This is a genomic window from uncultured Brachyspira sp. (assembly GCF_910578695.1).
In the GTDB taxonomy this organism is placed as follows: Bacteria; Spirochaetota; Brachyspiria; order Brachyspirales; family Brachyspiraceae; genus Brachyspira.
Genome location: NZ_CAJTQJ010000019.1, coordinates 1 through 14,587, shown reverse-complemented (window position 1 = coordinate 14,587; position 14,587 = coordinate 1). Strand labels below are relative to the sequence as shown.

Here is a 14,587-nt window from a genome sequence, read left to right as displayed (position 1 = left end):
TAGTGTATATTTTTTAATAAAACTGAAGAAAAAAATTTATTTTTCTAAAAAAAAATTAATAATTCAAAATTGATAACCGATAATAATTATGTGTTCAAGGAAGAATACATACAAATAATTCATGGAGGAACCATATGGTTATCAACAATAATATAAGTGCTATAAATGCACAACGCACTTTAAAATTCCGCCAAGTAGATCTTAAAAAAGACGCTGCTCAAATTTCCAGCGGTATGAGAATCAATCAGGCAGGAGATGATGCTTCTGGATTAGCAGTATCTGAGAAAATGAGAACTCAGATTAGAGGTTTGCGTATGGCTGAAAGAAATACTCAAGATGGTATATCTTTCATTCAAACTACAGAAGGATACTTAGATGAAACTACTAATATTCTTCAAAGAATTCGTGAATTAGCTATACAAGCTGCTAACGGCATCTATACTGATGAAGACAGACTTTATGTACAAATTGAAGTTTCTCAATTAGTAGATGAAATCGACAGAGTTGCTTCTCAAGCTCAATTCAACAAATTAAATATGCTTACTGGAAGATTTGCTAGATCTACAGGCGAAAACACTCCTACAGCTTCTATGTGGCTTCATATCGGTGCTAATATGGACGAAAGAAAACGCGTTTATATCGGTACTATGAACAGCCAAGCTCTCGGACTTAAAAACCCAGTTGGACCAGCTACTACAGCTACATTCATCAGTGTTTCAAGCCCTGCTAAAGCTAATGGTGTTATAGGTATGGTAGATGAGGCTTTACTTAAAGTATTGAAGCAAAGATCTGATTTAGGTGCTTATCAGAACAGATTAGAAATGACAGCTCAAGGCTTAATGGTTGGATTTGAGAATATGCAGGCTTCTGAAAGCAGAATCCGTGATACAGATATGGCTGAAGCATCAGTTAAACTTGCTAAAGACCAGATTCTTAATCAAGCTAACTTGTCTATGCTTGCTCAGGCTAATCAGTTACCGCAAGGAGCTCTTAGATTATTACAATAATTAATAATGTTGTAATATTAACCATAATTAAGGGACATTCTTTTGAATGCCCCTTTTATTTTTTGCTGCTTTTTAATCAAATGAAAAATTACTAATTATTAATAACGATATTAAACTGCTTGGATATCTCCCGTTTTATGGCACTCAAATACTGCGATACGGCTGATTGTGTTACATTAAGCATTTCGGCTAGTTCTTCCTGACTTCTTCCCTCAGAAAAGAGCTTCATTATTCTTTTTTGTTTCGGTGTAAGTATAGCTATAATTAAATTTGAAACTCTGATATACTCACTTTCTGTTAAAGCATTAGTATAAAGTATATTATCCAAATCATCATTAGTTAATATGCTCTCTCTGCTGTCTGTTCTATCAGAATTAGCTTTTCTAGTACCCAAACTTTTATTAATCTCTTTCAAAACATCATTACAAAGTTTTTTACAAGTATCATATTTAGGACATAAACTGCACATTATATTAATACTCCTTTAAAATATATAATATTCTGTCAAGAATTTCAGGTTCATAATCTTCTATATCGATATCATCTAATTTGCTTACTGCATTATTAATATCAACTCTCATTATAACCCATTCCTCCCAATTATATTTTTTGTTGTAAAAATAATCATCCTCCTTTATATTATCTAGTATATTTTTGATTAGCTTTTTGTAATAAATATTAGTTTGAAATGATTTCATAATATTCTCCTTATACAGTATATTTTTATACAGTATAAGGATACTATATATTTGTTTTGAATTTAATACAAGCCATTATAATATATTTTTATACATTAAAATAAAAATTATATATAAAATAAAAACATATAAAACATTTTATACTAATATTACAGACAAACGGTATTATCTTTAATTTTTCTCAAACTGATTTAATACATCTTTAAATTTATTGATATTTAAATAAAAGTCGAAATCATTATTCTTATTATACAAATTCTGATATATATAATTATCTTCATCATCTTCAATATACTTCCCTCTGTTATATCAATATATAAGTTAATCTATAAGAATAATCAAATGAATAAAATAAAAGGCTTGCAAAAAACTAATTGCAAACCTTTTATTATATATTATTATTTTATTAATAATTATTATTTAGCATAAGCTCCTACAGATTCATTAATATAATCCTTAACAGAATGAGAGTTCATACTGTCTTTAGCAGAACGGACGAAGAACTCTAAACGATTTATAGTATTAACTTCGCTTGCACCTGCATCCATATCCAAATAAAGAAGATTCAAATCAGGATATCTGGTTTTAAGTCTTGTCTCTATTCCTCTTGCTATGATATGATTAGCAATACATCCGAAAGGCTGAAGACAAAGCACATTATTTACATTTTCTTCTGCAAAAGTAGCTATCTCTCCGGGTAAAAGCCAAGCCTCTCCGAATTGATTAGTCATAGCAGTAACTTTAGCAGCATTTTCAGCTATCTGCCTTATATGATGTATAGGTCTGAAGCCTCTGAATTTAGACATTATCTGATTTATAGAATTAACTCTGGCATCTAAAACTTTTTCTGATAATTTAGATCCGTAATATCCCAAAAATGAAACATCTCTGGCATTAGTTTCTTTATTTACCTGTTCGCTTATAACTTTCTGCACAAAGAAGTCAAATATAGGAGGCACTATTACCTCAATTCCTTTAGACATAAGCCAATCGCAAACATCTCCATTAGCAAAATTATTATATTTTACATATATTTCCCCAACAAATCCTGCTTTAGGCAATTCAGCATCATTAATCTCTACAGCATTAAACTCAGCAACAGCCTGTTTTAATAATTTATCAGTATCTTTAAGAGAAAAATCTTTAGGATGCAAAGCTATATATTTATTAGCAAGAGCCAAAGCCTCGCCTTTTTTAACTTCCCTCACAGCAGTATAATAATACATTCTTGATACAGCATCAGCATAAGGCATAGCAACTACGCCTTCTTTCATAAGATCCATTTTAGAAATTTTGAATCCGGGCTGATCATTATTAACTGTTAATCCCACAGTAATAACAGGAACATCTGAATAACCTGCATTAATAAGTCCCCTCTTTATAAGAGAAGCATAATTACTAGCCCTGCATTGTCCTCCTGTCTGAGTTATTCCTGCAGCTATTTTTTCAGTATCATATTTTCCGCTTTGTACGGCTCTTATAATATCGCCTACTATGATAGTAGCAGGATAACATATATCCTGATTGGCATATCTCAAGCCTAATTCTACAGATTCAATATCAGGTTCAGGCAAAGAAATAGTTTCATATCCGCTTCTTTCAAGTAAAGTTAAAATCATAGGATCATAAAAATAACCGAATTTAGGCACTAGTATTGCTCTTCTGTCATTTTTCTCATATTTCTTTGTTATAACCCGTTTTGCCTCATCATTAGGAGTAAAGCTGCCTTTCATCTTCATACTTTCTATCATAGATCGTATTCTAAGTCTTATACTTCCGGGACTTGATATTTCATCAACTTTTACCAAAGTAGGACTCTTTCCATAAGAATTAAGTATAGATTTTATTTCATCTGAAGTAGTAGCATCAGGACCGCATCCGAAACTATTTATCTGTACAGTTTCAAGTTTAATATCTTTTTGAACAGCAGCCCATAAAACAGCCTTAAACATTTTATTAGGATAAGACCATTGTGTTAAAACCTGCACATCATCAAGAGATTTATCTGCATCGATACCATCTTCTGTAAGAACATTAATACCGAATGAAGCTATAGTTTCAGGTATTTTATGATTTATTAAAGGATCTATATGATAAGGTCTGCTTACTATAAGTATTGTAGGAGTCTGAGTTTCTTCAGCATATTTTATAATCTTTTTACCTTCTGCTTTTAATTCCTTTATTATTCTTTCCTGTTCCTGCAAAGCCATTTTAAAAGCTCTGTTAAAATCTTTTTTATCTATTCCTAAAACTTTAACGAAATATGATTTGCAGCCTTTGTATAATAAATCTTCATTTAAAAAACTTATTACAGGAGCATCAAAAGGTATGCCGTATTTAGTTAATGGACTTATAGAACTGTCTATTACATCGGGATATCCTGTTACCACAGGACAATTATAACTATTAACGCTTCCATCTTCTTCGCTTTTTTCAAGCACTACCGAAGGATAAAATATCCTATCTACTTTAGACTCTATTAAATCATATATATGTCCGTTAGCAATTTTAGCAGGGAAGCATATATTATCGCTCATAACCGTACCAGAACCTTTTTCTGCTATTGCCATACTTGAAGGAGATGAAACCTGCACTCTGTATCCGCATTCCACAAATATTGTAGCCCAAAATGGGAAATTCTGATACATATTAAGTACTCTAGGTATTCCTATAACTCCTTTTATTTCATCTGAAGCAGGCGCCAAAGGTCTGTCAAATAGTAATGAAAGTTTTTTCTGAGTGATATCCATACCATATTTCTGCTTTCCTGTACCTTTATTAGAAAATATTCTTTCGCATTTATTTCCTGTATAGAATGATTTTGAATCTTTAAATTTTAATCTTGTAACAGTACAAAGATTTTCGCAGCCTTTGCAGGTAAGCTGTTTTCTTTCATAATCATTAGCTTCCTGCAAATTATTCAAGCCTATAAATGCTGTATCCTCTTCTTTGGTATTATATGTATCTAAAGCAAGCAATGCACAGCCGTAAGCTCCCATAAGTTCGGATATATCAGGACGAATAACTTTTTTATTCAAAAACTTTTCTACAGAACGAAGAACGGCAGAGTTTTTGAAAGTACCGCCCTGAACAACTATATGTTCTCCCAAAATAGAAGTATCCGTAATCTTTAATACTTTAGTAAAGCAGTTTAAAGTAACACTTTTAGCAAGTCCTGCAGAAATATCTGAAACTGAAGAACCTTCTCTAAGCGACTGCTTAACCTTACTATTCATAAATACTGTACATCTGCTTCCTAAATCGCAGGGGCTTGCAGATTCGCATGCAATATTAGCAAAATCAGCAACTTTATAACCCATTCCTCTGGCAAATGTTTCTATGAATGAACCGCAGCCTGAAGAACAAGCCTCATTTATTTCAATATTTTCTATTATACCGTCTTTTATAAATATGGCTTTCATATCCTGTCCGCCTATATCAAGTATAAAACTTACATCCTTATCGAAAGCCTTAGCACCTCTGTAATGCGCCATAGTTTCGACAATGCCTTCGTCCATATTGAATGCTGCTTTTATTAAGTCTTCGCCGTAGCCTGTAACGGCAGTTCTTGCTATATTAATATTTATATTTTTTTCATCTAACTCTTTTTTTATCTCTGTAAGTCCTTCAGTAACAGCACCTACAGGATTTCCATTATTATTCCTATAATGTCTTAAAACAACCTGTCCGTCTTCATCAATAATAACTATCTTTGTTGTAGTAGAACCTGAATCTATACCCAAAAATGTATTTTTATCATTAACAGATGATACATCAGCAGATTTTACTTTATCTTTGCTATGTTCTTCAAGCCAATCTTCATATTCTTTCTGACTTGAAAATAATGCCTCTCTTGTTTTTGAACTAGTTATTTTTACATCAGCAGAAATATTTTCAGCTAATCTGTAAAAATCAGAAACCTTTATTAAAGTCTGCTCCTCTTTCTCACAAAAAGCAGCTCCTATTGCCGCAGTTAATTCAGGGTGATCAACCGTATACATATCCTCTTCAGAAGCATTTAAAAGAGTTAAAAATGTTCTTCTAAGTTCAGGAAGAAATGTTAAAGGTCCTCCTGTAAATAATATTTTAGGCTTTATCTCAAAACCTTTAGCTAATGTATTAACAGTCTGCACTGCAACGGCTTGGAATATGCTTTTGGCAATATCAGTTTTAGGTATATCTCTGCTTATAAGCGTCTGTACATCAGTTTTAGCAAATACTCCGCATCTGCTTGCTATTGGGTAAACAGATAAAGACTTTTCAGCTAGTAAAGAAAGTTCTGAAGGATGCACATTAAGAAGAGTAGCCATCTGATCTATAAAAGCTCCTGTTCCTCCTGCACAGTTTCCATTCATTCTTATATCAGCTTTGAAATTATCATCAAAAACTATGATTTTAGCATCTTCTCCGCCTATATCAATCAATGTTCTTCCATAAGGGTATATTTTCCTAATGGCAGTAGAAGAAGCTATAACCTCCTGAACAAAGCTAATGCCTGTTTTCTCGCAAATACCCATACCTGCAGTACCTGTCATAGCTAAAGAAAGAGTTAAATCTCCATGCATAGCCTTCAAATTATCAAGTATAGACAATAATGTATCTTTTATATCAGCATTATGTCTAACATAGGTTTTAAATATCATATTATCATTATAATCATAAACAACCATTTTGGCAGTAGTTGAACCAATATCGATGCCGGCTTTAAAAATTTTTTTCATAAATTGCCTCCTATATTTTTATTTATACAGCTTTACACTACTCTATTATCATATTATTCATATTAACAAATATAACTTTAGATTTATGATTCTTTATACTTTCTTCTGGTATATAACCATAAGAAAGAACTATTATAGTATCATCTTTCTTTGCTTTATAAACATTATTTCCGTTTATGCCTATAACTCCTGTATTTCTCATACCTTTAACTACTACAGTTTCAAAACGATTATCATTACTTAAATTAATAACAGATACTATTTCGCCATCCATTATATCCGATTTATTTAATAAAGCTTCATCTATTGTTATTGAATCTTTAAAATTTAAATCTGTTCTCGTTACTGTAAGTCTATGTATTTTAGATTTTATGATACTTCTCATCATAATACTAAATCCATAAAAAGTTATTTTTTAATAAATATTATACTTATATGTTAGAAAATATCAATATTATAATTATACATATTTATTAATAATAGTTATTATATACTATTAGTAATAATATTCTTATAATACATATTATACTTATATATAACTGAAATTAAAAAGGAGTTATATAAGGATCAAGTAAATTTCCGTTTAAATCACCCCCGACAATTATATCCATTTTAGAGAATTGTTTATTGCCCAATCTGTAATTAACATAATCATCCATTTCATGAACTATAATCTCTAAAAAATCAATTTTACTCATAAACTCTTTAATAAAAATCTCATCATCAATAGTATTTCTGCTGTTTTTTGCAGAAACATTATTACCCTCTTTTATAATCCTCATTGCACAATATTCCTTCACCTTTTTATCAAATTTTTCTTTATTTAAAAATATATCCCGCAAAAATGAAACTGCCCTATTTTTATCGCTTTCAGTGGAATCATCGAAAGCAACAAGAATTTTTTTATTATTAACCCATTCAAGCTCTTTATCAAAAGAAGCAACTGTTCTATTATATAAAAAATCTCCAAGAATTGCATCATTATAATAAACAGGCTTTAAATATTCTTCAAGCATAGAGTTTAAATCTTCATCTTTTTTATAATTATTATCTATAATATCAGCAAGCAAAAACTCAGCAAGTTTATCCCCCTGCTCTTTTTCACATCTTACTTTTAATTTTACAATAGATTCTCTTTTAATTATATTCTTATAGTAGTCTAATTCATTTCTTTTTATTTTCATTCTAACTACTATTTTTTTATCTTTTTCTATATAGCCCGTTTCAATATCCTTATAAGCAATACACATAATAAGAACATTAAGTTTATTATCATCTTGGATTCCAGCTCCGAAAAAATCAGGAGATCCTATTATAAAAATAATATCTTTATACTCTTCTAAAAATTCACTTTCTTTTTGTAAATAAAACATAATAAAAATCCATAACTTTATTTTAAATTAGTATATATTCTAAAACAAATAACAATAATTGTCAAAAAAAAAATATAAAATATTGATAATTAGTATCTTTTATTATAAAATTATCCAAAAATATATTACTAAGGAGTTGAAAATGAAGAAAAACATTTTCACAAGCTCTATAGGAATAATAATATCAGGTATTATTATAGGTGCTATAGCTGCTTGGCTTTCTGTAATGGGAAATCCAGCTAATATGGGAATATGTATCGCATGTTTCACTAGAGATTTAGCAGGAGCTTTAGGACTGCATAGAGCAGCTGCCGTACAGTATATAAGACCTGAATTAATAGGGCTTATTATAGGGGCTTCAATTTCTGCTGTACTTTCTAAAGAGTTCATTCCTAAGGGAGGAAGCTCGCCTATTATAAGATTCTGTTTAGGCTTCTTTGCTATGATAGGAGCTTTAGTTTTCTTGGGCTGTCCTTGGAGAACTTTGCTTAGAGTTTCAGGAGGGGATATAAACGGAATATTTGGATTAATAGGCATTATTATAGGCGGAGGAATAGGCGTTTTCTTTTGGAAGCAAAATTTCTCTTTGGGACAGCCTAAGGCTTATAAAAATAAACTTGTAGGTTTTCTGCCTTTTATTGTATCAATAATACTTTTAATTTTATTATTAAAGCAGACTAAATTTTCAGAAGGAGGGGCAATATTCTTTTCTCAATCAGGTCCTGGAAGTATGAAAGCCCCTATAATAGTAGGATTAACAGCATCAATAATTATAGGATTTATAGCTCAGAAATCAAGATTCTGTACTGTAGGCGGACTTAGAGACGGAATATTTATGAAAGATTTTCATATGACTAAAGGCGTTATAGCTTTTATGATTGCTGCTTTTATAGTAAATATAGTATATAAAAGATTTAATCTTTCTATGGAAAATCAGCCGATAGCACATACAAATATTTTATGGAATACTGTATCGATGATTCTTACAGGATTAGCCTTTACATTAGGGGCAGGATGTCCGGGAAGACAAATGATACAATCGGCAGAAGGCAATATGGACAGTTTTATTTTTGTTATAGGTATGCTTGTGGGTGCAGGATTTGCTCATAATTTTAATTTGGCAAGTTCAGCTGCAGGTCCTACTATATATGGAATGGGAGCTGTTATATTAGGATTGATATTTTGTATAATCATTGGTTTTACAATGAAAGAAAATACTGCCGAATAATATATTTTTTATGCTGACTTGAATTATTATATAAAAATAAATATCAATCATAATTTTTTATAGGCAACACCTATTGCTTTGTATTATTAAAACTAATAAAGTTATGATAATACAAGGCATAGATTATAATAAAATACAATGTCCATTATTAATATAATTAAAGTTTTCAATAAAATTTAAAAGATTTAATTTTACTGGTATTATAAAAAATTAATATGCAGAAAATAAATATATAAAAAAATATAGTTTTTGGAAAATATTTTATGAAAGAAATTGTAAAAGTAGATACTAGAGGAATGTCATGTTCTCAGGCATCTTTTCAAGCCAAATATGCCGCTATTAATAACAAAGAGCTAAATACTATTATAGAAGTTTTGGTAAGCGGACATTCAAGCTGCGAAAGTGTAATCAGAGGATGCTTAAAATACGGATATGAAGGAAGTTTTAAACATATAGAAAATGAAGATATATTAGTAACATTAAAAAAGACAAAATAAATTAAAAAAATAGCTGATAATATATTAATTATTATATTATTAACTAAGTTTTTAACTTTATAAAAAATACTGCATACAAAGATTTTTATATTTTTAAATCAAATATTCAAATGCATTGTATTTTAATATATATGTATTATAATATACAAAAATTATGTGAGGTATAAATTATGAAAATAGCTATAGGAGGAGATCATTCTGCTGTAGAATTAAAAAAAGAGATAGTAAAATATTTAGAAGAATTAGGACATGAGGTAAAAGATTTCGGAACATATACTTCAGAAAGTGTCGATTATCCTATATACGGAAAAAAAGTTGCTGATGAAATTGCATCTGGAAGATATGAAAGAGGCGTTTTAATATGCGGTACAGGTATTGGAATATCATTGGCAGCAAATAAAGTAAAAGGAATAAGAGCAGCAGTTTGCAGTGAGCCTTACTCTGCTAAAGTTTCTAAACTGCATAATAATTCTAATATAATAGCTTTCGGCTCCAGAGTTGTAGGGACTGAACTTGCTAAAATGATAGTTAAAGAATGGCTTGATACTGAGTTTGAAGGAGGAAGACATACTAAAAGAATCGATCTTATTACAAAAATAGAAAATGGAGAGGAAATTTAATTTCTTAATGCAGTTTTCTAAATTCAATTAAAAAAATATTTATAAAAATAGAAAGTTTGGATAATATACATAAAGAATTCATTTCTTTGGTAATTTTTTTAAGCGGGAAGATATGTATATTTTTATCAAAGAAAAATGCTATATTTGAAGAAGTAGAAAAGTTATAATCAAGTAATTTTTTATTAGCAATACAATAATAAGCAATAAAAATAAGAGTTCATAAGTTCATAATTCAAATATTTTGACAAATTAGTATATATTTAGTATAATATTATGTATGAAAGCTAATAATAAAAAATATTTTAATACTCTAAATGATTATTTTGTCAGATACCTCTTTACTGATAAAGGAAGCGAAGTTATTTTATCAGACTTTATCAATTCCATTCAAAAAAAATTATTTATTTTATAATATAATAATTAATTTAAGGATATCCAATATGGCTAATCTGCTTCTTGCTATTATATATTTATCTTTTATCAGTTTAGGACTTCCAGATGCACTTCTTGGCTCAGCTTGGCCCAGTATGTATAAAGAATTTAATGTGCCGATTTCTTATGCAGGCATCATTTCTATGATTATATCTATAGGAACTATAATTTCTAGTTTGCAAAGCGACAGATTAACTAAAAAATTCGGAGCTGGAAAAATTACAGCTTTTAGCACAGCAATAACAGCTATAGCACTTATTGGATTTTCTATTACGCATTCATATTGGCTTCTTTGTATTTGGGCTATACCTTATGGATTAGGTGCAGGAAGTGTAGACGCTTCTTTAAATAATTATGTTGCACTTCATTATCAAAGCAAGCATATGAGCTGGCTTCATTGTATGTGGGGAGTAGGTGCTGCAGCAGGACCATATATAATGGGATATGCTATTACTAATAATAATTGGAATATAGGATACAGATATATATCAATAATACAAATAGTACTTACGGCTATTTTATTTTTCAGTCTTTCTTTATGGAATAAAAATGATGAAGAAAATAAAGAAAAAATAAGTACAAAAACTTTAAGTGTGATAGAAATAATAAAAATAAGAGGTATAAAAGAAATTATGATATGTTTTTTTTGCTACTGTGCACTTGAAGCTGCTGCAGGATTATGGGCTAGCAGTTATTTAAATTTATATAAAGGTATAGACATAAAAACAGCCGCTTCATTTGGAAGTTTATTCTATGTGGGCATAACTATAGGAAGAGCAATATCAGGTTTTATTACTATGAAATTAAATGATAATCAAATGATAATTTTAGGAGAAACTCTAATTTTTATAGGCATAATATTAATGATTATTCCTGCAGTAAATATTGTATCTTTAATAGGATTTATAATTATAGGTTTGGGATGTGCCCCTATATATCCTTCTATAATACATTCCACACCGTATAATTTCGGAGCAGAAAACTCACAAGCTATAATAGGAGTACAAATGGCTAGTGCTTATATAGGAACATCTATAATGCCTCCATTATTCGGCTATATTGCAAATCATATATCTATAGCAATTCTGCCGTTTTATTTAATGTTAATTTTATTACTAATGTTTATTATGCATAAATTAATGATAAGAAAGACTATGAAAAATTATGAAAAATTATGAAAAATAAAGAAATATAGATGCATAATAATAATGCATCTATATAATTTCTAATATTCAAAATATAATTATAAATAAATTAATCAATGTCCGCATCCGCAGTCAGTAACTTTTATACTGCAGTTTTCAGTATCTATATCAATGATATCATCTTTCTCTCCCAAAGGATAAATAAGCCTTAAAGCATTTAATACTACTATAACAGTTACACCTGTATCAGCAAATATAGCAAGCCCCATAGAAGCAAATCCCAAAGCACCTAAAATAATCGCCGCAAATTTTATTATTAATGCTAAAAGAATATTTTGTAAAACTACAATATGATTCTTTTTAGCAAGCTTTATGACAAGAGCAGCTTTTGAAGGCTTATCATCCATTATAACAACATCGGCATTTTCTATAGCAGCATCAGAACCAAGTCCGCCCATAGCTATACCTATATCGGAATGAGCCAAAGAAGGAGCATCATTTATACCGTCTCCAACAAATATAGAAGCCTTAGAATCTTTCATCATCTCTTCTAATACGCTTACTTTGTCTTCAGGCAGACAGCCCCCTTTAAATGATTGTATATTCATTTCTTTTGCAAATGCCTCTACTCTATTAGTATTATCTCCGCTTATCAATGCAGTTTTTATATTCATAGAATTTAATAAAGAAACAGCCTCTTTTGCATCATCTTTCAAAGTATCATCAATCAGAAAACCTCCGGCATATTGAGAGTCTACAGCTATATGAACATTAATATTTTCTTTATAATTTGGTATATTAATATTATTATCTTTTAATAAATTAATTCCTCCTATAAGTATATTTTTATTTTCTATCACAGCAGAAGCACCTTTTCCGCTTATATCCTTATGACTAGAAATCAAGCTGTCATTTATAATACCTTTATAATATTTGACTATTGATACGGCAATCGGATGAGAAGAACCTTTTTCAGCATAAGCAGCATATTTTAGTAAAGTTTCATCATCATATAAACCTATATTATATATCTCTCTTATAGAAAACTCTCCCTTTGTAAGAGTGCCTGTTTTATCAAAAATAACTTTATCAGCTTTAGCAAGCAAATCTAAAAATACCCCTCCCTTTACCATAATGCCTAATTTTGAAGCTCTTCCTATAGAAGCAAAATATGTTAATGGAATACCAACCATAAAAGCACAAGGACATGAAACCACTAGCAAAGTTAAAGATCTTTCAAACCAATTACTAAAAACTTCTTTGCCATACATTATAGTAGGTATGACTGTAAGTAAAATAGCAGCTAATACCACTATAGGAGTATATATACCTGCAAATCTGCTTATAAACTGCTCAATATTTGCTTTTCTGTTTTGCGAATCCTGAACTAATTTTAATATTTTAGATACTGATGATTCTCCGTAATTTCTTATAACTTTTGCTTTTATTGTATTATCTCCGTTTATAGTACCTGCAAGAATCTCATCATTAACTTTAACATTTTTAGGCATACTTTCTCCTGTTAAAGCCTTAGTATCAATACAGCTTTCCCCTTCGTATATTATAGAATCGAGAGGAACTTTTTCAAAAGGATTTATTATTATATTATCATTGATATGCACTTCAGATATATCAGCCTTTTCAACATTTCCATTCTCTCTTATAATATTTGCATAATCAGGTCTTATAGCCATTAAAGCCGCTATTGTTCTTTTTGATTTATCAACAGCCATATCTTCAAAATAATCCCCTACTCTATAAAATATAAGCACCGCCAAAGCCTCAGGAAGATTATGAAGTATAATAGCTCCTATTGTAGCAATACTCATAAGAAAACTTTCACGCATAAACTTTCCCTTAATAAAGTCTAAAGCAGCATTTTTAAATACCTCCCTTCCTAAAATAAGATATGGTATAAAGAAAATAATATATTCAAAAATGCCGTGTATAGTTTTATGTAAAGTATGCAGTAATACTAATGCTGCAAGCCCTAAAAAAATCTCTGATAAAAATAAAAGTTTTTCCTTACTCTTTAACATGTTCATACCCCCAAGTATAAATTTTTTCTATATGTTCATCATCTAATCTGTAAAAAACATGAAGCCCCACCTTCCGCTTTTTTACTGCCCTAGCCTGCCAAAGCATCTTTAAATGCTGAGAAACTGAAGGCTGCTTCATATCAAGCAAAGATGATAATTCATGTACGCATAACTCTTTTTCGCTTAATGCTGATATTATTTTCAATCTTGTAGAATCAGAAAATACTGAAAAGAAATCCGCTAAAAGCGAAAATTCTTCATCATTCGGAAGTTTAGGTATTAATGATGATATATTTGAATCTTTTGTATTTATTTCGCAGTCATCATCATAATTAATTTCTTTATTAAAAACTTCATCTTCAGGTTTTATATTATCTTTTTTCATAATTCAGTCTCTCTTATATAAGTATATTATAATATAATAATATACTTATATATTAATTAAGTCAATATTAAAAATATATTTTTTTTAAATATTATAAAAAATAAATAATGTTTATGTCTTTACTAGATAACTAAAAAAGCTAACTTTCTGCTAAATTATATATAATTTATAACTGTTTTTGTTTATTTATGGTAAGGGTGTGCATTTCATACTTAGATTTAAATAATTATTATAATAAAAAACTATTTTATTTATAAACTCGTTTAATAAAACTGATAACTTTATTTGTTAACTGATCATTTAAAATATTTCTTACAATTTATTTACTAATTAAAAAACTTGTGGAGATATCAGCATTATCTCCTACCATTCTGCGAATGTCAGACGCTCATAATTTTTATATTTAGCTTTATAGCATTTAAAAAATTATTAGTTTTTATTA

The 14,587-nt window shown here is 29.5% G+C and carries 12 protein-coding genes; 5 read left to right on the top strand and 7 right to left on the bottom strand.

Features of this window, described 5'->3' with window-relative positions:
- Nucleotides 1–134 precede the first annotated feature (134 nt).
- Entirely contained in the window at nt 135–1,007 is an 873-nt protein-coding gene (locus QZ288_RS06770) for a flagellin (RefSeq protein WP_295156786.1), read from the top strand.
- A gap of 91 nt (nt 1,008–1,098) precedes the next feature.
- On the opposite strand, the gene QZ288_RS06765 is transcribed toward QZ288_RS06770, so the two are convergent.
- From QZ288_RS06765 to QZ288_RS06745, 5 genes are all read right to left on the bottom strand, one after another.
- Entirely contained in the window at nt 1,099–1,476 is a 378-nt protein-coding gene (locus QZ288_RS06765) for a helix-turn-helix domain-containing protein (RefSeq protein ID WP_295156784.1), read from the bottom strand.
- 4 nt (nt 1,477–1,480) lie between these two features.
- Nucleotides 1,481–1,705 (bottom strand): hypothetical protein, encoded by a 225-nt coding sequence (locus QZ288_RS06760; RefSeq protein WP_295156781.1) that lies wholly within the window; start codon nt 1,703–1,705, stop codon nt 1,481–1,483.
- Nucleotides 1,706–2,121: 416 nt separating this feature from the next.
- A complete protein-coding gene (locus QZ288_RS06755) occupies nt 2,122–6,426 on the bottom strand; it encodes an acyl-CoA dehydratase activase-related protein (protein ID WP_295156778.1) in 4,305 nt (1,434 codons plus the stop codon).
- Nucleotides 6,427–6,463: 37 nt separating this feature from the next.
- Nucleotides 6,464–6,814, bottom strand: a complete 351-nt coding sequence (locus QZ288_RS06750; protein WP_295156775.1) for an aspartate 1-decarboxylase — start codon at nt 6,812–6,814, stop codon at nt 6,464–6,466.
- A 157-nt stretch (nt 6,815–6,971) separates the two neighbouring features.
- Nucleotides 6,972–7,799: a DUF2262 domain-containing protein gene (locus tag QZ288_RS06745; protein ID WP_295156772.1), complete on the bottom strand. Its 828-nt coding sequence runs from the start codon at nt 7,797–7,799 to the stop codon at nt 6,972–6,974.
- A gap of 142 nt (nt 7,800–7,941) precedes the next feature.
- Between QZ288_RS06745 and yedE the strand changes: the two genes are divergently transcribed.
- The 4 genes from yedE to QZ288_RS06725 all read left to right on the top strand — a co-directional run bounded on the left by yedE (nt 7,942) and on the right by QZ288_RS06725 (nt 11,754).
- A complete protein-coding gene (yedE, locus tag QZ288_RS06740) occupies nt 7,942–9,027 on the top strand; it encodes a YedE family putative selenium transporter (RefSeq protein WP_295156769.1) in 1,086 nt (361 codons plus the stop codon).
- A 263-nt stretch (nt 9,028–9,290) separates the two neighbouring features.
- Nucleotides 9,291–9,524, top strand: a complete 234-nt coding sequence (locus QZ288_RS06735; RefSeq protein WP_295156766.1) for a sulfurtransferase TusA family protein — start codon at nt 9,291–9,293, stop codon at nt 9,522–9,524.
- A 170-nt stretch (nt 9,525–9,694) separates the two neighbouring features.
- Nucleotides 9,695–10,144, top strand: a complete 450-nt coding sequence (gene rpiB / locus QZ288_RS06730; protein ID WP_295156763.1) for a ribose 5-phosphate isomerase B — start codon at nt 9,695–9,697, stop codon at nt 10,142–10,144.
- Between the two features lie 440 nt (nt 10,145–10,584).
- A complete protein-coding gene (locus QZ288_RS06725; RefSeq protein ID WP_295156760.1) occupies nt 10,585–11,754 on the top strand; it encodes an MFS transporter in 1,170 nt (389 codons plus the stop codon).
- Nucleotides 11,755–11,834: 80 nt separating this feature from the next.
- On the opposite strand, the gene QZ288_RS06720 is transcribed toward QZ288_RS06725, so the two are convergent.
- Together QZ288_RS06720 and QZ288_RS06715 are read right to left on the bottom strand one after the other, a co-directional pair.
- Nucleotides 11,835–13,760, bottom strand: coding sequence for a heavy metal translocating P-type ATPase (locus QZ288_RS06720; RefSeq protein WP_295156758.1), 1,926 nt, complete (start codon nt 13,758–13,760; stop codon nt 11,835–11,837).
- Complete coding sequence (locus QZ288_RS06715; protein WP_295156756.1) at nt 13,747–14,145, bottom strand: metalloregulator ArsR/SmtB family transcription factor; 399 nt, start codon at nt 14,143–14,145, stop codon at nt 13,747–13,749. Before QZ288_RS06715 ends, QZ288_RS06720 begins: the two co-directional genes overlap by 14 nt.
- Nucleotides 14,146–14,587: the final 442 nt, after the last annotated feature.

What these genes read in the sequence shown, in the direction of transcription:
- QZ288_RS06770 (WP_295156786.1), top strand. Translation starts at nt 135, where the DNA reads ATGGTTATCAACAATAATATAAGTGCTATAAATGCACAACGCACTTTA.
- QZ288_RS06765 (WP_295156784.1), bottom strand. Translation starts at nt 1,476, where the DNA reads ATGTGCAGTTTATGTCCTAAATATGATACTTGTAAAAAACTTTGTAAT.
- QZ288_RS06760 (WP_295156781.1), bottom strand. Translation starts at nt 1,705, where the DNA reads ATGAAATCATTTCAAACTAATATTTATTACAAAAAGCTAATCAAAAAT.
- QZ288_RS06755 (WP_295156778.1), bottom strand. Translation starts at nt 6,426, where the DNA reads ATGAAAAAAATTTTTAAAGCCGGCATCGATATTGGTTCAACTACTGCC.
- QZ288_RS06750 (WP_295156775.1), bottom strand. Translation starts at nt 6,814, where the DNA reads ATGATGAGAAGTATCATAAAATCTAAAATACATAGACTTACAGTAACG.
- QZ288_RS06745 (WP_295156772.1), bottom strand. Translation starts at nt 7,799, where the DNA reads ATGTTTTATTTACAAAAAGAAAGTGAATTTTTAGAAGAGTATAAAGAT.
- yedE (WP_295156769.1), top strand. Translation starts at nt 7,942, where the DNA reads ATGAAGAAAAACATTTTCACAAGCTCTATAGGAATAATAATATCAGGT.
- QZ288_RS06735 (WP_295156766.1), top strand. Translation starts at nt 9,291, where the DNA reads ATGAAAGAAATTGTAAAAGTAGATACTAGAGGAATGTCATGTTCTCAG.
- rpiB (WP_295156763.1), top strand. Translation starts at nt 9,695, where the DNA reads ATGAAAATAGCTATAGGAGGAGATCATTCTGCTGTAGAATTAAAAAAA.
- QZ288_RS06725 (WP_295156760.1), top strand. Translation starts at nt 10,585, where the DNA reads ATGGCTAATCTGCTTCTTGCTATTATATATTTATCTTTTATCAGTTTA.
- QZ288_RS06720 (WP_295156758.1), bottom strand. Translation starts at nt 13,760, where the DNA reads ATGTTAAAGAGTAAGGAAAAACTTTTATTTTTATCAGAGATTTTTTTA.
- QZ288_RS06715 (WP_295156756.1), bottom strand. Translation starts at nt 14,145, where the DNA reads ATGAAAAAAGATAATATAAAACCTGAAGATGAAGTTTTTAATAAAGAA.